Raw genomic sequence first — 23,255 nt, 5'->3', positions numbered from 1 at the left:
TCTGTCAAATAAAGGTGAAAAAACTTGCTTTTTTCTTTGAGAAGGACTATCATTATGACGTTTGAAAGTAAATCTTTCATTTAATCAATTTTTAGTAAATCTATTAAATTACTCGGAATGATGATACACTTATTTTATTTAATACTTTTCATTATTATTCAGTTTTTAATATTACTCAGTTTTTATTATTACTTAGATAGAACATAGAGAAAAATGGCTACAGCCAAAGGAGTGGAGCAGATGAGAAACCAATTGTCTTGGAAAGTTGGAGGGCAGCAGGGTGAAGGTATTGAAAGTACCGGTGAAATTTTTGCAACGGCACTTAACCGTTTAGGGTACTATTTATATGGATATCGTCACTTTTCATCACGTATAAAAGGTGGTCACACAAATAATAAAATCCGCGTTAGTACGACACCGCTGAATTCGATTTCGGATGACTTAGATATTCTCGTAGCATTTGACCAAGAAACAATAGATGTCAATATTCATGAGCTTCGTGAGGAAGGCGTTGTTATTGCAGATGCTAAATTTAATCCAGTGCTGCCTGAAGGTAGTGTAGCCCGTTTATTCGCTGTTCCTTTCACAGAGATTGCGAATGATCTTGGCACTTCATTAATGAAGAACATGGTTGCAGTTGGTGCTTCTAGTGCGATTTTAGGATTAGAGCCTGATGAATACCGTGAAGTTGTTGAAGAAATCTTTTTGAAAAAAGGGCAATCCATTGTTGATAAAAACATGGAAGCAATTCATGCAGGAGCGGCTCATTTTAAAGATGAAGCAGATGGAAACCTGCCAAACTTACAGCTGGAAAAAGCGGATGGAAAAAAACGCATGTTTATGATTGGTAATGATGCTATTGGGATGGGTGCGGTAGCTGCAGGAAGCCGATTTATGGCAGCTTATCCGATTACCCCCGCATCAGAAATTATGGAATATATGATTAAGAAGCTCCCTGAATTTGGCGGAACAGTGATTCAGACTGAAGATGAGATTGCAGCGTGTACAATGGCGATCGGTGCAAACTATGCCGGTGTACGTTCATTTACAGCATCTGCAGGCCCTGGTCTTTCTTTAATGGCTGAGGCGATCGGCTTATCGGGTATGACTGAAACCCCGCTTGTGATTATGGATACTCAGCGTGGAGGCCCTAGTACAGGACTTCCAACGAAACAAGAGCAATCTGATTTAATGGCGATGATCTACAGCACTCATGGAGATATCCCTAAAATTGTTATCGCTCCAAGCTCGGTAGAAGAAGCTTTCTATGATACAGTAGAAGCATTTAATTTAGCCGAAGAATATCAATGCCCAGTTATCCTTGTGACTGATTTAGCTTTGTCACTTGGGAAACAAACGGTTGAACCTCTTGATTTTAATCGAGTGGAGATTCGCCGCGGCAAACTAGATCTTGCAGCAGAGCTTCCTGAGAGAGAAAACAGTGCGTATTTTAAGCGCTATGAAGTAACAGAAGACGGCATCTCACCACGTGTGATTCCAGGGATGAAAAATGGTGTGCATCATGTGACGGGTGTTGAACATGATGAGACAGGAAAACCATCAGAAAGTCCAGAAAATCGTAAAGCGCAAATGGATAAACGTATGCGCAAAGTGAATAATCTGCCAAAACAGTTTAAAGATCCTTTATATGTAGATGCCAAGCATGACGAGGCAGATCTGTTAGTAATTGGTGTTAACTCCACCCGCGGAACGATTCAAGAAGCAATGCCGCGTCTTGAGGCTGACGGGGTAAAAGTGAACCATGCTCAAGTGCGTCTCTTGCACCCGTTCCCAGCAGATGAACTAAAGCCTTTGATTGACCGTGCTAAAAAAGTCGTTGTAGTAGAGAATAATGCGACAGCTCAGCTTGCTACGATTATTAAGATGAATATCGGAACGGACAAAATTCAAAATCTATTAAAATATGATGGAAATCCATTCTTGCCGAATGAATTACATCAATCATGCAAGGAGTTGGTCTAAGATGGCGACATTTAAAGAGTTTCGTAACAAAATAAAGCCAAATTGGTGCCCAGGTTGTGGAGACTTTTCTGTTCAAGCAGCGATACAACGTGCGGCAGCAAATGTCGGCTTAGAGCCAGATAACCTTGCTGTAGTATCAGGGATCGGATGTTCAGGACGTATTTCTGGCTATATTAATGCGTATGGTCTTCATGGGGTCCATGGCCGTGCCTTGCCGATTGCTCAAGGGGTAAAGATGGCTAATAAAGACTTAACTGTTATTGCTTCTGGTGGTGACGGAGATGGATTCGCAATTGGGATGGGACACACGATCCATGCAATCCGCCGTAATATTGACGTGACCTATATCGTCATGGATAACCAAATTTACGGTCTAACAAAAGGCCAGACGTCTCCTCGTAGTGATGTCGGATTTAAAACAAAGAGTACACCAAACGGTTCTGTTGAATCAGCTCTTAATGTTATGGAAATGGCTCTTACAGCAGGTGCTACGTTTGTGGCGCAAAGCTTCTCAAGTGATCTTAAAGAATTAACATCATTAATTGAGCAAGGAATCAATCATAAAGGTTTCTCTTTAATTAACGTTTTCAGTCCATGTGTGACATTTAACAAGGTGAATACGTATGATTGGTTTAAACAAAATATCACTAAGTTAAGCGATGTGGAAGAGTATGATGCATCTAACCGAATGACTGCAATGCAGACGCTGATGGAGCATAATGGGTTAGTAACAGGGTTAATCTATCAAAATAGTCAACAGCCTTCATACCAAGAGCTTCTAGATGGCTATTCAGACCAGCCATTAGCGACTCATGACCTCGCTTTAGATGAAGAGAAATTCAATAAAATGATGGCTGAATTTATGTAAGAATAAAGAGTCTGGCATATGCCAGACTCTTTTCTATACAGAGAAGGCATTGATGTCATACAAGTTTCATTGTTTTTCACAAGAAACATCTTTATAATATACAATTGAACTATGTATTAGGATAATATGATTAAACGATTGCAATTGGAACGTTTCTGATCGATTCAGGTGGAAGGAGATAGAACGATGAATGAAGATCAGCGTTTAGGACGCTTAGGAAATACAGAAAGTCAATCCGAACAGGACGTAAAATCCTCAGACGGTGCGAAAAAAGATTACAGTAAGTATTTCGATTTCTCACATGCAAAAATTATTTCAGAAGAAGAAAATAAAAAAATTATTCGTATTCAAGGCCGTGATATTCAAATCACTGACCAACCTGATTATAAGCAAGGGAAGCGTCGAGGGAAAGAAGATGTACAAGTCCTTAGACCAGATGATTTAATTCCTGAATCCATGCAAGGAATAGGCAGGGGAAAGACATTTCACATCCGCACGTATGGCTGTCAAATGAATACGCATGATTCAGAGAACATGGCCGGCCTTCTAACGGAAATGGGCTTTACTGAAACAGATGACACAAAAGATGCAGATGTCATTTTGCTTAATACGTGTGCCATTCGTGAAAATGCGGAAAATAAAGTGTTTGGTGAAATCGGGCACCTAAAGTCTTTAAAGAAAGAAAGACCGGAAGTGATTTTAGGGGTATGCGGCTGTATGTCTCAAGAAGAGAATGTCGTAAACCGTATTATGCAAAAGCATCAGCATATTGATATTATTTTTGGTACACATAATATTCACCGCTTGCCAAGCCTTCTTCAAAACGCTATTTATGGAAAAGAAATGGTGATTGAAGTTTGGTCAAAAGAAGGGGACATTGTAGAGAATATGCCCCGTAAGCGTGAGGGTAAAACTCAAGCATGGGTCAACATTATGTATGGCTGTGACAAGTTTTGTACGTACTGTATCGTACCTTATACCCGCGGTAAAGAGCGCAGTCGTCTGCCTGAGGATATTATTGATGAGGTTCGTGATCTCGCTCGCCAAGGCTATAAGGAAATTACCCTGCTAGGTCAAAATGTGAATGCGTACGGAAAAGATCTGAAAGACCGTGATTACCGCCTGGGACATTTAATGGATGATATTCATAAAATTGATATTCCACGTGTACGCTTTACAACAAGCCACCCAAGAGATTTTGATGACCATTTGATCTCGGTTTTATCTAAAGGGGGCAATCTTGTAGAACATATCCACTTGCCTGTTCAGCACGGAAATTCAGATATCTTAAAGCTTATGGCAAGAAAATATACAAGAGAACAGTATGTAGAGCTTGCTCATAAAATCAAAATGGCTATTCCTAATGCATCCTTTACAACGGATCTAATCGTCGGTTTCCCAAATGAGACAGAAGAGCAGTTTGAAGACACCTTATCACTTGTACGCGAAATTGAGTTTGATAGTGCTTTCACTTATATTTATTCACCTCGTGAGGGAACGCCTGCTGCTAAGATGAAGGATAATGTCCCTATGAAAGTGAAAAAAGAACGTCTTGCAAGATTAAATGCCTTAGTCAATGAAATTTCAGCTAAGAAAAACCTTGATTATCAAGACCAAGTCGTAGAAGTACTCGTTGAAGGTGAAAGCAAGAAAGATCCTGATGTATTAGCAGGCCGTACACGAACAAATCGTCTTGTTAACTTTAGAGGTCCGAAGTCAATTATAGGCGAGATTGTGTATGTAAAAGTAAATGAAGCAAAAACATGGTCATTAACTGGAGAATTGGTTGAAAATGCGGAGGTGCATGTATAATGAATGCAACATATACAAGAGAAGATATTCGAATGAAAGCAAAAGAACTTGCGAAAATGATGGCTGAAACGGAAGAAGTAGATTTCTTTAAACAAGCAGAGAAAAAAATCAATGAACACCTGAGAGTACAAGAGCTGATTGCTGAGATCAAAAAGCTTCAAAAGGAAGCTGTGAATCTGCAGCATTACAATAAAGCAGAAGCATTAAAAGAAGTTGATCAAAAAATTGATGCGCTTCACCAGGAAATTGATGAAATTCCTCTTGTTCAAGAATTTAAGCAAAGCCAAATTGAAGTAAATGAACTACTTCAAATGGTGTCAAAAACAATCTCTAAAACAGTGACTGATGAAATTATTACATCGATGGGCGGAGACCTTTTAAAAGGGACGACAACAAAAAGTCCTTATTTTGATGGCGGATGCCAATAACAGATTGTAACCTTATGTTCCCTAGAGGAATGTAAGGTTATTTTTTTGTTTACGTAAGTTGATTTCCTGTACTAAAACCTAATCTTGCCTCATAACGTGATAAGGAAAGAGTAACAGGTATGATATTCTTTTCGCACATTCATTAATTAGCCCGCATACAATGGGCATGAAAGAAAATGGGGGAGTAAGTAGGCAGTAGCCGACACGACCACCATGGGACGGATAAGAGAATAGGAGGTTCAATTACATGGCACAAACAAGAAATGACGGAATGTATCGGGAAATTATCACAAAGGCGGTTTGTGGGAAGGGGCGAAAATTCTCTGAGGCTACACATAAAATAAAACCTGCACACAAACCGTCAAGTATTTTAGGTTGCTGGATTATTAACCACAAATACGGTGCGCAGAAAAAAGGAAGCAATGTAGAAGTAGATGGAAGCTATGATGTTAATTTATGGTTTTCCTACAACGACAACACCAAAACGGAAGTGGCGACTCAAACGGTAAACTATACGGATGTGATTCCACTATCCATGCAGGATGAAAACGTATTATCAGACGATATGGAAGTATTTGCACGGGCCTTGCAGCAGCCAAATACTCTTGAAGCATCGATCTCAGAAAACGGGGAACACGTAAATGTTGAGGTAGAAAGAGAATTTGTTGTAGACTGTATCGGTGAAACAAAGATGGCGGTGGCTGTAAATCCTGATGGAATGATCGAAGAGTTTGATGTGGAAGATGATGAGTTTGATGACATTAGTGATGAAGAATATGAGAAGCTTGACCCGAATTTCCTGCATAAAGAAATGGATAATTAATAACTAGAGTCAGAAGGAGCTTATCTTTCTGACTTTTTTTGTGCACAAGTAGATAGTCTTCAGCGGTGTTGTGATCTAATGCGATGAGCAGGGCCCTGTGTTATAATAAGGTGAATGTTTTTAGGAACGGTGGAGGAGAATAATGGCACAACTAACCCCAATGATGCAGCAATATGTAGAAATTAAGGCACAATATGAGGATGCCTTTTTATTTTTTCGTTTAGGCGATTTTTATGAAATGTTTTTTGATGATGCTGTAAAAGCAGCACAAGAATTAGAGATCACATTAACAGGCAGAGGGCAAGGAGAGGACCGAATTCCGATGTGCGGTGTCCCTTATCATTCTGCTGATCAATATATGTCTAGGCTGGTTGAAAAAGGCTATAAAATAGCTATTTGTGAACAAGTGGAGGACCCAAAGACCGCAAAAGGTGTAGTGAAAAGAGAAGTCGTCAAGATGCTCACACCAGGAACAGTCATGGACGGAAAAATGATTCGAGAGAAAGAGAATAATTACTTGACGAGTTTCAGTATGTTTGAAGATGAATCAATTGGAATCGCACGTTGTGATCTGACAACTGGTGAAGGCGCGGTGACAATGATTCAAGGAGGACAAACAGAACTGCTGCAAGAGTTAAGTGCAACTGGTGCAAAAGAAATCGTTGTGAGCCCGAATGTAGAACGTGAACAGTTAACAGAATTAGAGCGCCTCTTAGGTGTTACGGTTTCTTATGAGGAAGAAGCAGCGCTGGATGAGAGATATAAGCATTTAGTTGAAGACCTCTCGCAATCTAAGCTTGTCACTACGTATGGAAGATTATTAAATTACTTAAGCCGCACTCAGAAACGATCACTTGACCACCTTCAAAAAGTAGAGTGGTATCATGCAGAAGAATATATGAAGCTTGATTTGCATACGAAGCGTAATTTAGAGCTTGTTGAGACGCTGCGCGAGAAAAAGAAGAAAGGTTCGCTTTTGAGCATTGTAGATCATACGGTCACTGCAATGGGCGGACGTTTATTAAAACGCTGGATTGAAAGACCTTTACTTGATGAGGCAAAAATAAGCGGGCGTCAAAAAGCAGTGACTGCATTTATGAATGATTACTTCTTGCGTGAAGAGATTCGTGATGAGCTAAGACAAGTATATGACCTTGAACGCTTAGCAGGGCGAATTGCTTATGGAAATGTAAATGCAAGAGAGTTAGTTCAGTTGAAGAAGTCGTTACAAAAGATTCCTTTGATAGAAGAGAAAGTGACGAGTTTAGATGACTCTTTTAAAGATCGCTGGTTTACTAACCAAGCGCCGTTTGAACAAGTGATTGACTTGCTTGAGCGAAGCATCGTAGAAGACCCTCCAATTTCTATTAAGGACGGGGGTATGATCTTAGAAGGGTTTAATCAAGAGCTTGATACGTACCGGGATGCAAGTGTGAACGGAAAGAGATGGATTGCTGAACTCGAACAAAAAGAAAGACATGAGACAGGCATTAAATCATTAAAAGTCGGATTCAATAAAGTGTTCGGATATTATTTAGAAGTGACCCGAGCAAACAGACATCTGCTTGAAGAAGGCAGGTATGAGCGAAAACAAACGCTGACTAATGCTGAACGCTTTGTCACACCAGAACTGAAAGAAAAAGAAGCATTAATTCTTGAAGCAGAAGAAAAGATGGAACAGCTGGAATATGATTTATTTGTCATGATTAGAGAACAGGTAAAAGACTATGTCCCTCACTTGCAGGCACTCGCACAAACAATCAGTGAAATTGATGTGCTTTTAGGTTTTGCAACGGTGAGTGAGAAACAACATTATCAAAAGCCGGTATTACGTCCGGTAGGTGATGTGCTGATTGAAGGAGGGCGTCATCCAGTTGTAGAATCAGTTATTCAAAAAGGAGAATATGTTCCAAATGATGTAGCTCTGCACCCAGGGCGTGAAATGCTCTTAATTACCGGACCTAATATGGCTGGTAAGAGTACGTATATGCGCCAGCTCGCCCTCCTGTCCATCATGGCTCAGATCGGATGTTTTGTTCCTGCAGAAAAAGCAGAGCTTCCCATTTTCGATCAAATTTTCACAAGAATTGGAGCCGCTGATGATTTAGCAAGCGGACAAAGTACATTTATGGTTGAAATGCTTGAGACGCAATACGCTCTAAGTAAAGCAACGGAATGCAGTTTAATATTATTAGATGAGATTGGACGAGGCACATCGACGTATGATGGAATGGCCCTTGCACAAGCCATCATAGAATATATTCATAATGAGATTGGAGCAAAGACATTGTTTTCAACTCATTATCATGAATTGACAGCCCTTAGTGATGAGTTAGAGCATGTTCAAAATGTCCATGTATCAGCAGTAGAAGAAGAGGGTAAGGTCGTCTTTCTGCATAAAGTAGTAGATGGACAAGCTGATCGAAGTTACGGAATTTATGTGGCACAATTAGCAGAGCTTCCAAAAGAAGTGACGAGCCGAGCTGAACAATTATTAAAAGTACTTGAAGGGCAAAACCAAAAAGCTTCCATTTCAACAGAAGTGGAAATAGGGAATGAAACCGATAATTCAAAAGTGAAAGAGCCCGTCACACAGCTTTCATTATTTGGAGAAGAACTGATAGATAATAAGAATCAAAAAACTGTTGAAAAGAAAAATGACAGAAATAAACTTTATACAAAAGAAATGGATGTTCTTAAAAAGATTCAAGAGGCAGATCTGATGAACTTATCCCCTTTTGAAATAATGAAGTTAATAAATGACTGCCAGCAAGAGCTGAAGTAAGCAGGATAAAAATGTGAGAGGAGGAAGAATCGATGGCTCAAATTGTAAAATTAGATGCGTTTCTGTCTAACAAGATTGCAGCTGGAGAAGTAGTCGAGCGTCCGGCTTCAATTGTAAAAGAACTGCTTGAGAATGCGTTAGATGCAAACAGTACGAACATCTTGATCGAAATGGAGGAAGGCGGAATGTCATCGATTCGCATCCTTGATAATGGCGATGGGATTCAAGCTGATGATGTAGAAACGGCATTTTATAGACATGCGACAAGTAAAATTAAAACCGACCGCGATCTTTTCCAAATTCGCACATTAGGGTTTCGCGGCGAGGCGTTGCCGAGTATAGCGTCTGTGTCACATTTAACGATGAGAACGTGTACGGGTGAGGGACCAGGTGTAGAGCTGACTTTAGAAGGCGGCCATATTACTTCACGCACCCCTTCAAAAACCCGTAAAGGAACAGAAGTCATCGTTCAGAATTTATTTTATAATACCCCTGCTCGCTTGAAGTATTTAAAAACAGTTCACACAGAAGCGGGCCATGTAAGTGATGTCGTCAATCGTCTGGCCTTAGCTCATCCAAATGTGGCTATTTCCCTCTATCATAATGGTAAAGAGATGCTTAAGACGAGCGGGAATAAAGATGTGAGGCAGGTTATTGCCTCGATTTACGGACGAAATGTAGCCAAAGAAATGGTTGCTGTCTCGGGTACCTCTCTTGATTATTCGATCGAGGGGTATGTTGCAAAGCCTGAAGTAACAAGAGCGTCCAGACAATACATGAGTTTATTTATTAACGGAAGATATATACGTAATTTTCATCTTGCTAGAGCAGTTCAAGAAGGATTTCATACATTATTGCCGATCGGAAGGTACCCGGTCGTTGTGCTAAGTATTGAGATGGACCCTACGTTAATTGATGTGAACGTTCACCCATCAAAACTTGAAGTTCGTTTGAGTAAAGAAGATGAACTAGCTAAGCTTATTACCTCGTCTATCCAATCAGCTTTTAATAAACAAACTCTTATCCCTGAAATAAAACATACCACCGAAAAACCTAAACAAACACATTACCAGGAGACACTTCCATTTGAGAAGGCTTCTGCAAATACTGATTCATCACTATTTGATCAATCACTATTAAATCAAGTAAATAATGGTAGTGAGCAAACAGAGGGGAAACATGCGAAGGATGCTCTGCCGTCAATCGTTAAGGAAGCTGGAACGAGAGAAAAAGACGGAGCTGGCGTGAAAATATCCGATAAGGCTGAAGGAAGTAAGGTAGAAGAAAATAAGGTTGAAAAAAGGAAGGTTAAAGAAGATTATCTTGAAGAAAATCAAGAAGATTCCCTAGAAATGTTAAAGACGCATAACACAGAGGGCGACTTTACGAGCAGTGCACATGAGAAACAAACAAACGAGCTTCATGACAGGGTTCCGGTGATGTATCCAGTTGGGCAAATGCATGGAACGTATATTGTGGCTCAAAATGAAAACGGAATGTATCTGATTGATCAACATGCTGCGCAGGAACGAATAAAATATGAGTATTATAGAGAAAAAGTTGGAGAAGTACCAAGGGAAACGCAAGAGTTGTTAGTTCCGATGACGATCGAGTGTACGAACCAAGAGGCGATCATTATTGAGCAGCATCTAAATGATTTGAAACAAGTAGGAGTATTTTTAGAAGAATTTGGTTCTAAAACCTATATTGTGCGTTCTCATCCTGTATGGCTGCCTAAAGGTCTTGAAGAAGAAACGATTAGAGAAATTATTGACCACCTGCTTACAACGGCAAAAATTGATATTAAACGCTTAAGAGAAGAGGCGGCTATTTTAATGAGCTGCAAAGCATCGATAAAAGCAAATCGTCATTTAAGGCAAGATGAAATGTTTGCTCTGCTTGAATCATTGCGGAAAAGCAGTGATCCTTTTACTTGTCCTCACGGAAGGCCGATTCTTATTCATTTCTCTTCATATGAACTTGAGAAAATGTTTAAGCGCGTGATGTAGAAGCTAATACTCAGAAAGAAGAGGAAAACATGATCGTAACGACTGCAAGGAAACAAGCAAGCAAATTAGAAGGAAAAGCGAAAGAAGTAGCCAGTCACCTTAATGGTTTGTTCATAAAGAGGGATGATGCATCAGTAGATGAGCTGTTGAACACTCACAAAAGCAAAGTGATTGTCGTCGCTAAAAGCAGGTTAACGTTGTATACAGAAGATAGAATGGAGCCTTTTTTCTATCATCCGAGTTCTGCTATGTTTCGTGTGAAGCAATGGTTAAGAGGGATGAGGGATCCACTCGTTGATGTGGCGGATTTAAAAGAGGGGATGAGCTTTCTTGATTGTACACTTGGGCTTGCTTCTGACAGTTTAATGGCAAAGCTTGCGGTTGGTGAAAAAGGATGTGTCACTGGGTTAGAAGCAAATCGAGAGGCGGCTTATATTGTTAAAGAAGGTCTTAAAGAATGGCAGGAAGGGCCAAAAGAGATGATTAAGCGGATGAGGGAGATCAACGTAATTCATACTCATCATCTACCCTATTTACAACAAGCCTCTTCCTCTTCAATTGATGTCGTTTACTTTGACCCAATGTTTGAGGTGCATGTTGAAACCTCTGCAGGAATAAAAGGGTTAAAAGGCATAGCATGTCATGATGATATTGATGAAGAAGTGCTCTTTCACGCAAAACGTGTAGCCAAAAAGAAAGTCGTTCTTAAAGACCATTGGCAAAGTGAACGCTTTAACAAGTTTGGATTTAAGCAAATGAAACGCCAGCATGCAGCTTTCCACTATGGTTTTATTGATGTTACTACAAATAGAGGTGTGTAAGGAATGAAAGAAAGATTAATGGCGATTGTCGGTCCAACAGCAGTTGGTAAAACGGCTCTTAGCATTCATGTGGCAAAGACAATGAATGGCGAAATTATTAGCGGAGATTCGATGCAGATATATAAGGGTATGGATATTGGAACGGCTAAGGTGACAAAAGAGGAACAAGAGGGCATCCCACATTATCTCATTGATATTAAAGAGCCGGACAAGCCTTTTTCAGTAGCTGAATTCCAAGAATTATGCCGCCCGCTTATTACTGATATCACTAAGAGAGGAAAGCTGCCAATCTTGGTTGGCGGTACAGGGCTTTATGTGAATGCTGTCACACACGGATTCGATTTTGCCGAAGTTCCGACAGATGTTACGTATCGAAAAAAGCTTGAAGAAGAAGCCGAGAAGAACGGTAACGAAGCGCTCTATCAAAAACTAATGGAGATCGATCCTAGAGCATGTGAAAAGATTCATCCTAATAATGTAAGGAGGGTCATCCGGGCTCTAGAAGTAAACTATGTGACAGGGGAATTATTTTCGGAGCAGCAAACCGAAGAAAAACAAGAATCCTTGTATAATTTAGTGATGATTGGGTTAACAATGGATCGTGTAGACTTATATGACCGCATTAATAAACGAGTAGATTTAATGGTAGAAGCTGGACTTTTTGATGAGGTGAAACACTTTTATGATCAAGGGCTTCGTGATTGTCAATCGATTCAAGCGATTGGTTATAAAGAGATTTATGCTTATTTTGACGGACTTTATACAAGGGATGAAGCGATTGAGGTGTTAAAGCAAAACTCGAGAAGATATGCCAAAAGACAACTCACCTGGTTCAAAAATAAAACGGATGCTGCATGGTATTCTGTGTCTGTCGATGAGCCGACAAAGCACTATCAAGACATTGTAAATTTCACAGTAGAAAAATTTTTAGAAGGAAATTGAAAAAAGAACTCGAATAAACAAGGATAGAGATATAAAGAGGAGGACTTCTAATGAAACAATCCATCAATATTCAAGATCAATTTTTGAACCAACTACGTAAAGAAAACATCTCAGTAACTGTCTTTTTATTAAACGGCTTTCAATTACGCGGCCATGTTAAGGGCTTTGATAATTTTACGATTATTCTCGAGTCTGAAGGGAAGCAGCAGCTTGTATATAAACATGCGATCTCAACCTTCGCTCCTCAACGCAATGTTCAATTGAAATCTGATGAAGTATAAGAAATCATTTATAAAAGCTTTGGACTTTTGTCCAAAGCTTTTTTTATTGTAATTCTCGTTTCTGCTCTTCTGTCAATTGACTGATTGTAAGAGTGTAGCGCTTAAGTGATAGAAGTGATTTAAAGCTAAGCTGCTGCTGCAAGGAGATCGCATCGTCACCATTTAGTAGTTTTCTAAGAATATAGGTGTGTCTTAAATGCTGCGCTGAAATTCCTTTCCGCAGCCCCGCTCTTTCCACTTCCTGTCGAATCATTTTTTGAATAGAGATAATCGTTAATTGTTTCGGTTGATCTTCTTCGTATAACCAGCGGAACGTACCGCGTTGAAAATCAAAAGCTACAAAAAAGGGATCATCTGAAAAAAGCTTAGGTCTTACTGCTTCTGGGATCGTCTTTAAGTAGTTGTAGGCAAGCTGTTTATGCTCGTGAGTGATCGGTACAATTCTTGATATCCCTTTTTCAGATTGGACACGTATCTCATTACGTTCAAATCGTACATCACGAGTGGTAAGGGAAGCTGCCTCGTGCAGAGAACATCCATAATGTAATAATAAATGTAAAAGACATTCGTTACGAGCAATTAATAGTGGGCGTGCTCTCATTTGATTTTCGCTTAATCCTTCATAAGAACGAACGACAGAAAAGAGCTGGCCGGCTTCAGCAGAGCTTACCCATTCCTTTCGTTGTAAGGGAGTTTGAATCAATTCTGGCTGAGTGTAGAAAAGAATGGCGTGTGTCTGAAGTTGTCCTTTTTTTATATAAAATCTGGCTAATTGTTGAATCACGGAATAAATTCTTCTTGTTGTACGTATTTTGTAGGAACGATGTTTAATTAACTCGTCAAAGAAAAGGGCAATTTCATCATTTGAAAGAGAGTCAAAGCCCTCTATTGTTAATGGTTTATTGTGATCCTTCATCCACTCAAGGAAATCTAGAAGGTCATAACGATATCGTTTTATCGTAGTCTCCTTCCGTCCCTTTTCATATAGAGAGTCAATATAATCTGTAATAAATTCAGGTGTGGAAACAGACATGTATGGATCCCTCCCTTTCTATGAATGTATTATAGCAAAAAAATAGGAATATTTTCATTTTAATCCTCATCCTTCTAGGCATTTGTCACACTTTCATTCCACTTAGCGTATGAATAAGAATGAATAGATACTGTCTAGTAATGCACCGAACTCGGTAATAAAGGGGTGTTTTGCATGAATGACCGAGTCAATACGAGAAAGAATGGGCGTATTAATGTTGTTTTAAACCACAAACAGACTCCACATACAAATGAAGCAGATTCCTTATTTAAATCTGAGCAAGATCGCCAAAAACATGAAATTTTAGATCGTTTTGAAAAGGAGCTTGAAGAGTACGTAGGATTAAATGAAGTGAAAAGGCTGATAAAAGAAATCTATGCATGGCTCTATATTAATCAAAAACGAAAAGAATTAGGACTTAGAGCTTCTAAGCAAGTGCTCCATATGATCTTCAAAGGAAATCCAGGGACGGGAAAGACAACGGTTGCTCGTATGATCGCTTCTTTTTTTCATGAAATGAATGTATTAGCGAAAGGTCAATTAATTGAAGTGGAGAGAGCGGATTTAGTAGGGGAATATATTGGGCACACGGCTCAAAAAACACGTGAGGTCATTAAGAAAGCAAATGGCGGGGTATTATTTATTGATGAAGCTTATTCATTATCGCGCGGGGGAGAGAAGGATTTTGGAAAGGAAGCCATTGATACTCTAGTGAAAGCGATGGAAGACCAACAGCATGAATTTGTGTTGATTTTAGCTGGGTATCAAAGAGAAATGGAGTATTTTCTTTCGTTAAATCCAGGACTCCCATCACGGTTTCCAATTGCAATTGACTTCCCAAATTACACTTCAGAAGAGCTGCTTGAGATGGCCGCAAGGATGGTGATTGAAAGAGAGTATGAGCTTACGGACGAGGCAAAGAGACACGTAAAAGAACATTTGCGAAAATTAAGGCTGGAACAAGAAAAAACATTTTCAAATGGTAGATATATTCGTAATATAATAGAGGAAGCTATTCGTATGCAGGCTGTTCGGTTATTAAAAGAGGGGCTGTATGATCGTGAATCCCTTGTGACTCTAGAAAAAGAAGATTTTAATTTTGATGCTTCTCATGTTAAGCTTAAGTAATGAGCAGAGGCCGGGCGTGTGTGTGCCTGGCTTTTTTAGATAACATTACGATGTTGAAGTGAGGATGTGCCAAATATGCAAGATATAAAGCAAAGGAATATTGAGCATGTAATACTTGTAGGGTGCCAAGTGAATCGAGAGGACGAAGAGTTTGAACAATCGATCGCAGAGCTTGAGAGCCTTGCTAAAACCGCCAAGGGAAAAGTCGTAGGAACGATCACGCAAAAAAGAGAAAAGGTTGAGCCTTCTACGTATGTCGGAAAAGGGAAAGTGCAGGAGCTTGTAAATCTTATAGAAGAGACAGAAGCTGATCTTGTTATTTTCAATGATGAGTTACAAGCAAGTCAAATGAGAAACCTTCATGCCGAGTGCGGTATAGCGGTTATTGATAGAACTCAGTTGATCCTTGATATCTTTGCCTCGCGGGCAAAATCCAGAGAGGGTAAGCTGCAAGTGGAATTAGCCCAGCTTAAATATCTGCTACCCAGATTATCTGGACAAGGTCTAGCTCTATCAAGACAAGGAGGCGGAATCGGAACAAGAGGTCCGGGGGAAACGCAGCTTGAGACGGACCGGCGTCATATTAGAAGGAGAATGAATGAAATTGAGCGGCAGCTTGAAGCTGTCGTTAATCACAGGGTAAGATATCGTGAAAAACGAAAAAAGAATGCAGTTATACAACTTGCTTTAGTCGGATACACAAATGCAGGGAAATCAACTCTTTTAAACAGGTTAACAAAAGCCGACACGCTTGAAGAAGATCAATTATTTGCCACGCTTGATCCGACGACAAGACAGCTTCACCTTCCAAGTGGATTTTCAGTGTTAATGTCTGATACCGTTGGATTTATTCAAGATTTGCCAACGACCCTTGTTGCATCATTCCGCTCCACGTTAGAAGAGCTAAAAGAAGCGGATTTATTATTACATGTTGTTGATTGCTCTCATCCGGATTATGAACAACATGAAAGAACGGTAATTAAATTAATAGAAGAACTAGAAGCACATTCCATTCCACAGCTGCTAATCTATAATAAAGCCGATCAAAAAACGGATGTTTTTATTCCGACTCATACAAAAGACTCAATCATAATGAGTGCTTATAATGAGGAAGATCTGCTCGCTTTAAAGGTGAAAATTGAACAAGCATTAAAGGGAATGATGATGCCTTATCGATCAATCATTAAAGCAGATGAAGGTCATATTTTAGCTGCCGCTAGACAAGAAACAATGATTTATACCCAGCAATTTGATGAATCCAGGGAAGCTTATGTCATTGAAGGACATGCTTTAGAAAATACATCTATTTATAGTCAGTTAAAAGAACGTTTACTGAAGGAGTCATAAAATGTACGAAACTTTTACACATCAAGAAAAGCTTAAGCAACTAACGAAAAAAGCAGAGGAAAACATTGCCGGCCACCACCGTGAGATTGAAGAAACCGCTCTTTTCAATCAAGCAAAGGTAATGGCTTCCTTTAAGGCGCATCAAGTATCTGATTTTCATTTTACACCCTCTACTGGCTATGGATATGATGATGCAGGAAGAGATACTTTAGAAAGTGTTTATGCTGATGTGTTCGGCGGTGAAGCCGCACTCGTTCGTCCGCAGATCATTTCAGGGACCCATGCGATTGCTACGACATTATTTGGAGTGCTTAGGCCTGGCGATGAACTATTATACATCACAGGAAAGCCCTATGATACCCTTGAAGAGATCGTTGGAATCAGAGGTAATGGAAATGGATCGTTAAAGGAATTTGGAATAAGCTATAAAGCCGTTCCGTTAGTAGAAGATGGCTGGATTGATAAAAATGCAATCAAAGAGGCGATTCATACTAATACAAAAATGATAGGGATTCAACGTTCAAAAGGCTACGGGGATCGTCCTTCTTATTTCATCCACGAAATTAAAGAAATGATTGACTTTGTACGCTCAATTAAAGAGGACGTAATTGTTTTTGTTGATAATTGCTACGGCGAATTTGTTGAAACATTAGAACCAACTCAAGTGGGGGCTAATCTAATTGCCGGCTCTTTAATTAAAAATCCTGGCGGCGGCCTTGTTAAAACTGGCGGCTATATTGTCGGGGATAAGGAATTAATTGAACTGGCTTCCTATCGTCTTGCTGCACCTGGTATTGGGGCTGAAGGAGGTGCTAGCTTATACAGCCTGCTAGAAATGTACCAAGGATTTTTCTTAGCTCCCCATGTAGTATCTCAAGCTTTAAAGGGCGCTGTATTTACAGCGGCATGCTTAGAAGAAGCAGGGATGGAGACTTCTCCTCATTGGGATGAAAGACGTACAGATTTAATTCAATCTGTTCGCTTTAAAGATGCTAAAACAATGATAGCGTTCTGTCAAGAGATCCAAGCTGCTTCTCCTATAAATGCGCATGTGAAACCGCAGCCAAGTTACATGCCGGGGTATGAAGATGACGTGATTATGGCAGCAGGTACATTTATTCAAGGGGCAAGCATCGAGTTAACTGCCGATGGTCCAATAAGACCTCCTTACCTTGCGTACGTGCAAGGCGGACTTACTTATGAACACGTAAAGCTTGCCGTTTTACAAGCACTTGATCGAATTATATAAAAGAGAGCGTTCAATCTGGTCGGTTGAACGCTTTTTTCACTGGATATATTTCTGAACTTTCTATTTAAAGAGAAAATATTGAAAAAAATTGTGTTAGGTAAGCTAACATCAGTTTGACAAAGAAGCTGACATTGTTTATACTAATCTATGAGAAGACAAGGAGGTGGCAAGATGAATGATGAAATTCGTCGCAGCATGCCTTTGTTTCCGATAGGGATAGTAATGAAGCTGACAGAACTTACAGCTAGGCAGATTCGTTATTATGAGCAGCATGAATTAATAAAGCCTGCTAGAACCGATGGGAATCAACGATTATTCTCGTTTAATGATGTAGATCGATTATTAGAGATTAAAGCATTGCTAGATCAAAAGGTTAACATTTCAGGAATTAAACAAATTATTCAAATGAAACAGCAAGTACAAATGAGTACTGATCAAGAAGAAGCTTCTAAAAAGCCGCTTTCTGACCGAGAATTAAGAAATCATCTTAAAAAAGATTTAATGATGGCAGGAAGAAACGGCAGAGCATCAATTATTCAAGGTCAGTTATCTAGATTTTTCCATTAAAAAGGCTGTATGAATCGGTTTCGTGAGAATGGAATCAGGGTAATCTAGTTTAGGGAACCGATTCTACAAATACATTTTTAAAGAATTTGAAAGGGGAATACATAACAATGTCAAAGTACACACGCGAAGATATTATGCGAATTGCTGAGGAAGATAACGTAAGATTTATTCGTTTACAATTTACTGATCTATTAGGAACAATTAAAAACGTAGAAATCCCAGTTGATCAGCTTGAAAAAGCATTAGATAACAAAATGATGTTTGATGGTTCATCAATTGAAGGGTTTGTTCGTATTGAAGAATCAGATATGTATCTATATCCAGATCTTGATACATGGGTTGTCTTTCCTTGGACGCCGGAAAAAGGTAAAGTGGCACGTTTAATCTGTGATATTTATCAACCAGGTGAGCCAGGTGAAGAGCCAACACCATTCGAAGGCGATCCTCGTGGTATTTTAAAGCGCGTTTTAGCTGAAGCTAAGGATATGGGCTTTACTGCATTCAATATTGGTCCTGAGCCAGAGTTCTTCTTATTCAAGAATGATGCAAACGGTGAACCGACTCTTGAACTTAATGACAAAGGTGGATACTTTGATTTATCACCAACTGATTTAGGTGAGAACTGCCGCCGTGACATCGTATTAGAACTTGAAGATATGGGCTTTGACATTGAAGCATCTCACCATGAGGTTGCTCCAGGCCAGCATGAAATTGATTTTAAATATGCTGATGCGGTTGCAGCGTGTGACCATATTCAAACATTTAAATTAGTAGTTAAAACAATTGCACGTAAGCATGGTTTACATGCGACGTTCATGCCTAAGCCGTTATTTGGTGTAAACGGTTCTGGTATGCACTGTAACATGTCATTATTTGACGAAACCGGCAACGTATTTTATGACGAGTCTACAGATTCGCAGCTTAGTGAAACAGCTATGCATTTCTTAGGCGGTACTCTAAAGCATGCTGAAGCTTTCACAGCTATTACGAACCCAATCGTGAACTCATACAAACGTTTAGTTCCAGGATATGAGGCTCCTGTATATGTGGCTTGGTCAATGAAAAACCGTAGCCCGCTAGTACGTATTCCTTCTTCTCGCGGTGTGAGTACTCGTATTGAAGTTCGTAGTCCAGACCCGGCTGCTAACCCTTACCTTGCAATGGCTGTTCTTCTTGCTGCAGGTCTAGATGGAATCAAAAAGAAAATGACGCCGCCACCAGCAACAGATCGTAACATCTATGTAATGAGTAAAGAAGAGCGTGTAGAAGAAGGTATCAACGACCTTCCAGCCACACTTAAAGATGCTCTTGATAAACTTGTTAAAGATGAAGTTCTTGTAAAAGCTCTTGGTGAGCATGCAGTTGAGCACTTTGTGGAAGCAAAAGAAATCGAGTGGGACATGTTCCGCACACAAGTTCACCCTTGGGAGCGCGAGCAATATATGTCTTCTTATTAATACAACTAACCCCTTTAACATAGTTAAAGGGGTTTTTAAAATTCATTATTTTTATTTTCCTTTAGAAACTCTTGATAAATTACATTAAGGTCTTCTAAAAACTCTTCTTTCGTTTTCCCGGCTTCTTCATACCTCCGAATCATTTCAAATACATCTTCGTTCAAGTTCTTTTTTAAATCTAAATCTTTTTCTTTCACAAACAAAACCTCCATTAAGTACGTTCCATTCCAAAAGACAATTACTTCTTTTAATTTATCACAATAAAATGCCTGCCATTTATAAATATTGTAAAAAAATAAAACGAAAACTAGAGTCTTGTCTATACGCTATCATACTACATGACATACATATAAGTATTCCAAGAAAAAAGGAGGGAAAGTTATGTGGTGGTGTCATAAGAAATGTGATCACGGTGGCTCTGACGTATGGGCAAATAACAAGAATGAAAATAAGTTAGAAAATGAGAATACTTTAAAAGATAAGAACTACAACTATAACGTTAACTATTCCTATGTAGAAGATAGTGGAAACTCTAATGTTAATGTATTTGTAGATACTGAGGCGTTTGCTAGAGCAAATGCACGCAGCGGCGATGGCGGCGGCCCAGTAGCAGGTGATCAAGATCGCAGGCGCCGTAAGGATCACGATAGAGGTCCTGTAGCAGGCGACCGCAGAAGAAAACATTGCTGTAAATGCTGGAATTGGTTTTGGTAGGCAGCTGAGAAGTTAAGACCATAAATGAGGAGGAGAATAAAATGGGTCGTAAGAAAAGAGAAAGACGTCGTGATGTTGCTGGTGTTTGGTTAAATGCAGAAGTTGATAGTCATAATAAGAACCGCAACCGTGTAGATAATGAAAATACGTTAAAGGATAAGAACTACAACTTTAACTTTAATGAGTCTTATGTAGATGACAGCGGTAACTCAGAAGTAGACGTTTTCGTAGATGCAGAAGCTTATGCTCGTGCACGTGCACGTTCACGTAGATAATTCCGTTATTTAATGGGTATTAGCATAGCTAATGCCCATTTCAACATAAGAGAGGTGAATGACGATGCAACATCGTAATCGTAATCAAACAGAAACGAAAGCTTTCGTTCATGAAAGTGGAAATTCAGATGTTGATGTAACCGTAAATATTGACACTTCTGCTTTAGCGTATGCCTTTGCATGTTACTTATTTGCAGATGGACGGTTGGATCAGAATCAATATCGTACGATGGTAAGAGAGATGGACCGGCAGTTTAGACGAAGAGGGTATAAAACGAGCAAAGAAGATCACAATGCTCCGCTCATCAGGCCGTGGGCGTTTTAAACTCTTGTTCATATAGATGAAAAGTTTGAAAGCTTTCTAGCTTGTAAACTTTTCATCTTTTTTATAAATACAATCATAAAAAAAGCTTGTCCTCATAATATAGAGAACAAGCGTATTTGAGGACAAGCTTTTATTTGAATCTTTAATGAAGGGTACGGAACACTCCGATGACTTTTCCGAGAACTGTTACGTCTTTTAGCAAGATTGGTTCCATAGTAGAATTCTCCGGCTGTAATCGAATGTAATCTTTTTCACGGAAGAAGCGTTTCACTGTCGCTTCATTTTCTTCCGTCATTGCGACAATGATATCGCCGTTATTAGCAGTTTGTTGCTGACGGACAATAACCATATCGCCATCGTAAATACCGGCTTCTATCATACTATCTCCTTGGATAACAAGAACATAAACGGAATCATTTGTTACCAGGTGATCAGGAAGAGGCAAGTATTCTTCAACGTTCTCGATGGCGGTAATAGGCATACCGGCAGTGACTTTACCTACAATCGGAACGTAAGCTGTTTTCTTCTCATGAACAACTGGATCCAGCTCATCCATTTCTAGTACTTCGATTGCTCTAGGCTTGGTAGGGTCTCGTCTGATTAAACCTTTTTTCTCAAGTCTAGATAAATGGCCGTGAACAGTTGAACTTGACGCTAGTCCCACCGCTTCTCCAATCTCACGTACAGAAGGGGGATAACCTTTTTTCTTCACTTCTATCTTAATGTAATCTAGGATTTCTTGTTGACGTTTTGATAGTTTTGACACGAATAACACCTCGCTTTTGTTTCCTTCTTGACTAAATTGTACCATGCGAACATACGTAATGCAAACATAAGTTCTAAAATTAGCTTGACACAAACGAGTGTTCTCATTTATAGTAAATGGGAACAAACATTCTTATGGGGTGATGAAAATGATTAGAAAATTTTCAGGACAAGAATTATTTATTATGATTACTGCGGTTTTCGCATTGATGTTTATGTATAGCTCGATTCTTTTCTCAGGTGGAAATACAGACCAAGAGGATAAGACAAATACGATTGCACAAGAGTATGAATTAGTTAATAATGAGCAAGAGCCGCTCTCAAACGGTGAAGTTATAAAAGCCGGCCAATTAGATGCTTTTAACAAAGATGAATCAACAAAGGAGATTGAAAATCTGTATGCCTATGCGTACGAACAAAAAGACAAGCAAAATGATAAATAATAACCAAGCTATTATTTATTGTAGAGTAAGCACAAAAAAAGAAACACAGCAAACATCCATCGAAAGACAGAAAAGTGAATTAGAAAAGATAGCTGAAGATTACGGGCTAGAAGTGGTGCACGTAATTGAAGAGAAAGCAAGCGGTTATGAAATCGATCGTGAAGGAATATTGAAATTACTAGACCTTATTAAGGAAGATAAAGCACAATCAGTTTTGGTCCAAGATGATACTCGGCTTGGGCGCGGACATGCGAAGATGGCTATCCTTCATCAGCTCCGAAAAGATAATATTACAATCTATACGATTCAGGATGAGGGAGAGCTGCGCCTATCGGAAGCAGATTCGATGGTTCTTGATATCGTCTCAATTGTTGAAGAGTATCAACGTAAATTACATAATTTGAAAATAAAGCGAGGGATGAGGGCAGCGGTGGAAAGGGGATATAGACCTCAAGATAATCTAAGCGGCGACAGAATGGGCGGCAGAGATAAAAAGGAAGTACCCATTGAAGATATTGTCCGGCTTCGTGAGCGTAAATTAACTTTTCATGATATAGCTGCGACATTAAGAGGTTTTGGTTATGATGTTTCAAAAGCCACTGTCCATCGCCGATATCGTGAATATGAAGAAGCGAAATCAAATGAAGATTTAAACAGCTAAATTAGCTCGTAAAGCTCAATCACCTCACTTGATAGTGTTTATAGATTCATGATACAGTAGGATTTGTTCATATTTAGATATGTACATTTTAAATGTGATCATATTTACGCGTGTTCATTTTAAAGGTGGTGAATCAAATGCTATCAAAAGATAAGATTGCTAGAATTAATGAGCTTTCTAAACGATCAAAATCAACAGGCTTAACGAAATCAGAGGAAAAAGAGCAGCAAGCTCTTAGAAAAGAATATATCCAAACGTTCCGTAAATCCTTCAAAAATCAGCTGCACTCCGTAAAAGTAGTAGATGAAGAGGGAAATGATGTGACACCTCAAGCATTGAAAGATAGTAAACAAAAGAAGAACGGCGGCTTTACCCATTAAAACTCTCTTTTTTATAAAGAGGGTTTTTCTTTTTCTATAAAAACACCTCTTATATATAGGATAAGACTTCTGTAGTTGAGAAATAGTAAGGTGAGTGTAAAATGCAACAAACCGGTGAGAATTTGTCGAATCCGCTTGTTAAAACGGGCAAGAAAGTAT

Annotated in this window: 24 protein-coding genes; 21 read left to right on the top strand and 3 right to left on the bottom strand. The window is 39.3% G+C overall.

Features of this window, described 5'->3' with window-relative positions; genetic code table 11:
- The first annotated feature begins 240 nt into the window (after positions 1–240).
- From A33I_RS08845 to hfq, 10 genes are all read left to right on the top strand, one after another.
- A complete protein-coding gene (locus A33I_RS08845) occupies positions 241–1,983 on the top strand; it encodes a 2-oxoacid:acceptor oxidoreductase subunit alpha (protein WP_022628112.1) in 1,743 nt (580 codons plus the stop codon).
- A gap of 1 nt (position 1,984) precedes the next feature.
- Positions 1,985–2,851: a 2-oxoacid:ferredoxin oxidoreductase subunit beta gene (locus tag A33I_RS08840; RefSeq protein ID WP_022628111.1), complete on the top strand. Its 867-nt coding sequence runs from the start codon at positions 1,985–1,987 to the stop codon at positions 2,849–2,851.
- 186 nt (positions 2,852–3,037) lie between these two features.
- A complete protein-coding gene (miaB, locus tag A33I_RS08835) occupies positions 3,038–4,663 on the top strand; it encodes a tRNA (N6-isopentenyl adenosine(37)-C2)-methylthiotransferase MiaB (protein ID WP_022628110.1) in 1,626 nt (541 codons plus the stop codon).
- On the top strand, positions 4,663–5,091 hold the full coding sequence (locus tag A33I_RS08830; RefSeq protein WP_022628109.1) for a YlbF/YmcA family competence regulator: 429 nt from the start codon (positions 4,663–4,665) through the stop codon (positions 5,089–5,091). The genes miaB and A33I_RS08830 overlap by 1 nt, the downstream gene beginning before the upstream one ends.
- Positions 5,092–5,338: 247 nt before the next feature.
- Positions 5,339–5,914 carry an outer spore coat protein CotE gene (locus A33I_RS08825; protein WP_022628108.1) on the top strand — a complete coding sequence of 192 codons (576 nt, stop codon included), beginning with the start codon at positions 5,339–5,341 and terminating at the stop codon, positions 5,912–5,914.
- A 142-nt stretch (positions 5,915–6,056) separates the two neighbouring features.
- Positions 6,057–8,699, top strand: coding sequence for a DNA mismatch repair protein MutS (mutS, locus tag A33I_RS08820; protein WP_022628107.1), 2,643 nt, complete (start codon positions 6,057–6,059; stop codon positions 8,697–8,699).
- A 32-nt stretch (positions 8,700–8,731) separates the two neighbouring features.
- Positions 8,732–10,708, top strand: coding sequence for a DNA mismatch repair endonuclease MutL (gene mutL, locus A33I_RS08815; protein WP_022628106.1), 1,977 nt, complete (start codon positions 8,732–8,734; stop codon positions 10,706–10,708).
- Between the two features lie 29 nt (positions 10,709–10,737).
- A complete protein-coding gene (locus tag A33I_RS08810) occupies positions 10,738–11,529 on the top strand; it encodes a class I SAM-dependent methyltransferase (protein WP_022628105.1) in 792 nt (263 codons plus the stop codon).
- 3 nt (positions 11,530–11,532) lie between these two features.
- Positions 11,533–12,471: a tRNA (adenosine(37)-N6)-dimethylallyltransferase MiaA gene (gene miaA / locus A33I_RS08805; protein ID WP_022628104.1), complete on the top strand. Its 939-nt coding sequence runs from the start codon at positions 11,533–11,535 to the stop codon at positions 12,469–12,471.
- 50 nt (positions 12,472–12,521) lie between these two features.
- Positions 12,522–12,752 (top strand): RNA chaperone Hfq, encoded by a 231-nt coding sequence (gene hfq, locus A33I_RS08800; RefSeq protein WP_012959300.1) that lies wholly within the window; start codon positions 12,522–12,524, stop codon positions 12,750–12,752.
- 43 nt (positions 12,753–12,795) lie between these two features.
- Here hfq and A33I_RS08795 read toward each other — a convergent pair whose 3' ends face one another.
- Positions 12,796–13,785: a tyrosine-type recombinase/integrase gene (locus A33I_RS08795; RefSeq protein ID WP_022628103.1), complete on the bottom strand. Its 990-nt coding sequence runs from the start codon at positions 13,783–13,785 to the stop codon at positions 12,796–12,798.
- Positions 13,786–13,959: 174 nt separating this feature from the next.
- On the opposite strand from A33I_RS08795, the gene spoVK reads away from it, so the two are divergent.
- The 5 genes from spoVK to glnA all read left to right on the top strand — a co-directional run bounded on the left by spoVK (position 13,960) and on the right by glnA (position 19,533).
- Positions 13,960–14,913: a stage V sporulation protein K gene (gene spoVK, locus A33I_RS08790; RefSeq protein WP_022628102.1), complete on the top strand. Its 954-nt coding sequence runs from the start codon at positions 13,960–13,962 to the stop codon at positions 14,911–14,913.
- Between the two features lie 75 nt (positions 14,914–14,988).
- Complete coding sequence (hflX, locus tag A33I_RS08785; protein WP_022628101.1) at positions 14,989–16,260, top strand: GTPase HflX; 1,272 nt, start codon at positions 14,989–14,991, stop codon at positions 16,258–16,260.
- A 1-nt stretch (position 16,261) separates the two neighbouring features.
- Entirely contained in the window at positions 16,262–17,509 is a 1,248-nt protein-coding gene (locus tag A33I_RS08780) for a methionine gamma-lyase family protein (protein WP_022628100.1), read from the top strand.
- Between the two features lie 171 nt (positions 17,510–17,680).
- Entirely contained in the window at positions 17,681–18,076 is a 396-nt protein-coding gene (locus tag A33I_RS08775) for a MerR family transcriptional regulator (RefSeq protein WP_022628099.1), read from the top strand.
- Positions 18,077–18,183: 107 nt separating this feature from the next.
- Complete coding sequence (gene glnA, locus A33I_RS08770; RefSeq protein ID WP_022628098.1) at positions 18,184–19,533, top strand: type I glutamate--ammonia ligase; 1,350 nt, start codon at positions 18,184–18,186, stop codon at positions 19,531–19,533.
- A gap of 35 nt (positions 19,534–19,568) precedes the next feature.
- Here glnA and A33I_RS20830 read toward each other — a convergent pair whose 3' ends face one another.
- Positions 19,569–19,730 (bottom strand): hypothetical protein, encoded by a 162-nt coding sequence (locus A33I_RS20830; protein ID WP_022628097.1) that lies wholly within the window; start codon positions 19,728–19,730, stop codon positions 19,569–19,571.
- 184 nt (positions 19,731–19,914) lie between these two features.
- Here A33I_RS20830 and A33I_RS08765 point away from each other — a divergent pair, with 184 nt between their 5' ends.
- From A33I_RS08765 to A33I_RS08755, 3 genes are all read left to right on the top strand, one after another.
- Positions 19,915–20,247: a hypothetical protein gene (locus tag A33I_RS08765; protein WP_022628096.1), complete on the top strand. Its 333-nt coding sequence runs from the start codon at positions 19,915–19,917 to the stop codon at positions 20,245–20,247.
- A gap of 41 nt (positions 20,248–20,288) precedes the next feature.
- The gene (locus A33I_RS08760; protein WP_022628095.1) at positions 20,289–20,522 is read left to right on the top strand and encodes a hypothetical protein; all 234 of its coding nucleotides are present in this window, start codon (positions 20,289–20,291) and stop codon (positions 20,520–20,522) included.
- Between the two features lie 64 nt (positions 20,523–20,586).
- Positions 20,587–20,847 (top strand): hypothetical protein, encoded by a 261-nt coding sequence (locus A33I_RS08755; protein ID WP_022628094.1) that lies wholly within the window; start codon positions 20,587–20,589, stop codon positions 20,845–20,847.
- 142 nt (positions 20,848–20,989) lie between these two features.
- On the opposite strand, the gene lexA is transcribed toward A33I_RS08755, so the two are convergent.
- Positions 20,990–21,613 (bottom strand): transcriptional repressor LexA, encoded by a 624-nt coding sequence (lexA, locus tag A33I_RS08750; RefSeq protein WP_012959290.1) that lies wholly within the window; start codon positions 21,611–21,613, stop codon positions 20,990–20,992.
- A 148-nt stretch (positions 21,614–21,761) separates the two neighbouring features.
- Here lexA and A33I_RS08745 point away from each other — a divergent pair, with 148 nt between their 5' ends.
- The 3 genes from A33I_RS08745 to A33I_RS08735 all read left to right on the top strand — a co-directional run bounded on the left by A33I_RS08745 (position 21,762) and on the right by A33I_RS08735 (position 23,096).
- Positions 21,762–22,055, top strand: coding sequence for a hypothetical protein (locus A33I_RS08745; protein WP_022628093.1), 294 nt, complete (start codon positions 21,762–21,764; stop codon positions 22,053–22,055).
- Entirely contained in the window at positions 22,018–22,716 is a 699-nt protein-coding gene (locus A33I_RS08740; RefSeq protein ID WP_420796755.1) for a YneB family resolvase-like protein, read from the top strand. Before A33I_RS08745 ends, A33I_RS08740 begins: the two co-directional genes overlap by 38 nt.
- A 137-nt stretch (positions 22,717–22,853) precedes the next feature.
- Positions 22,854–23,096 carry a DUF896 domain-containing protein gene (locus A33I_RS08735; RefSeq protein ID WP_022628091.1) on the top strand — a complete coding sequence of 81 codons (243 nt, stop codon included), beginning with the start codon at positions 22,854–22,856 and terminating at the stop codon, positions 23,094–23,096.
- The last annotated feature ends 159 nt before the right edge of the window (positions 23,097–23,255 follow it).

This window comes from Alkalihalophilus marmarensis DSM 21297, assembly GCF_000474275.2.
Classification (GTDB): domain Bacteria; phylum Bacillota; class Bacilli; order Bacillales; family Bacillaceae_D; genus Alkalihalophilus; species Alkalihalophilus marmarensis.
Note: the sequence above shows the minus strand (reverse complement) of the source record. Positions and strands in the feature narration are given on the sequence as shown.

Excerpts from the sequence above, each read along its gene's own strand:
- A33I_RS08845 (WP_022628112.1), top strand. The coding sequence starts at position 241 with ATGAGAAACCAATTGTCTTGGAAAGTTGGAGGGCAGCAGGGTGAAGGT.
- A33I_RS08840 (WP_022628111.1), top strand. The coding sequence starts at position 1,985 with ATGGCGACATTTAAAGAGTTTCGTAACAAAATAAAGCCAAATTGGTGC.
- miaB (WP_022628110.1), top strand. The coding sequence starts at position 3,038 with ATGAATGAAGATCAGCGTTTAGGACGCTTAGGAAATACAGAAAGTCAA.
- A33I_RS08830 (WP_022628109.1), top strand. The coding sequence starts at position 4,663 with ATGAATGCAACATATACAAGAGAAGATATTCGAATGAAAGCAAAAGAA.
- A33I_RS08825 (WP_022628108.1), top strand. The coding sequence starts at position 5,339 with ATGGCACAAACAAGAAATGACGGAATGTATCGGGAAATTATCACAAAG.
- mutS (WP_022628107.1), top strand. The coding sequence starts at position 6,057 with ATGGCACAACTAACCCCAATGATGCAGCAATATGTAGAAATTAAGGCA.
- mutL (WP_022628106.1), top strand. The coding sequence starts at position 8,732 with ATGGCTCAAATTGTAAAATTAGATGCGTTTCTGTCTAACAAGATTGCA.
- A33I_RS08810 (WP_022628105.1), top strand. The coding sequence starts at position 10,738 with ATGATCGTAACGACTGCAAGGAAACAAGCAAGCAAATTAGAAGGAAAA.
- miaA (WP_022628104.1), top strand. The coding sequence starts at position 11,533 with ATGAAAGAAAGATTAATGGCGATTGTCGGTCCAACAGCAGTTGGTAAA.
- hfq (WP_012959300.1), top strand. The coding sequence starts at position 12,522 with ATGAAACAATCCATCAATATTCAAGATCAATTTTTGAACCAACTACGT.
- A33I_RS08795 (WP_022628103.1), bottom strand. The coding sequence starts at position 13,785 with ATGTCTGTTTCCACACCTGAATTTATTACAGATTATATTGACTCTCTA.
- spoVK (WP_022628102.1), top strand. The coding sequence starts at position 13,960 with ATGAATGACCGAGTCAATACGAGAAAGAATGGGCGTATTAATGTTGTT.
- hflX (WP_022628101.1), top strand. The coding sequence starts at position 14,989 with ATGCAAGATATAAAGCAAAGGAATATTGAGCATGTAATACTTGTAGGG.
- A33I_RS08780 (WP_022628100.1), top strand. The coding sequence starts at position 16,262 with ATGTACGAAACTTTTACACATCAAGAAAAGCTTAAGCAACTAACGAAA.
- A33I_RS08775 (WP_022628099.1), top strand. The coding sequence starts at position 17,681 with ATGAATGATGAAATTCGTCGCAGCATGCCTTTGTTTCCGATAGGGATA.
- glnA (WP_022628098.1), top strand. The coding sequence starts at position 18,184 with ATGTCAAAGTACACACGCGAAGATATTATGCGAATTGCTGAGGAAGAT.
- A33I_RS08765 (WP_022628096.1), top strand. The coding sequence starts at position 19,915 with ATGTGGTGGTGTCATAAGAAATGTGATCACGGTGGCTCTGACGTATGG.
- A33I_RS08760 (WP_022628095.1), top strand. The coding sequence starts at position 20,289 with ATGGGTCGTAAGAAAAGAGAAAGACGTCGTGATGTTGCTGGTGTTTGG.
- A33I_RS08755 (WP_022628094.1), top strand. The coding sequence starts at position 20,587 with ATGCAACATCGTAATCGTAATCAAACAGAAACGAAAGCTTTCGTTCAT.
- A33I_RS08745 (WP_022628093.1), top strand. The coding sequence starts at position 21,762 with ATGATTAGAAAATTTTCAGGACAAGAATTATTTATTATGATTACTGCG.
- A33I_RS08740 (WP_420796755.1), top strand. The coding sequence starts at position 22,018 with ATGCGTACGAACAAAAAGACAAGCAAAATGATAAATAATAACCAAGCT.
- A33I_RS08735 (WP_022628091.1), top strand. The coding sequence starts at position 22,854 with ATGCTATCAAAAGATAAGATTGCTAGAATTAATGAGCTTTCTAAACGA.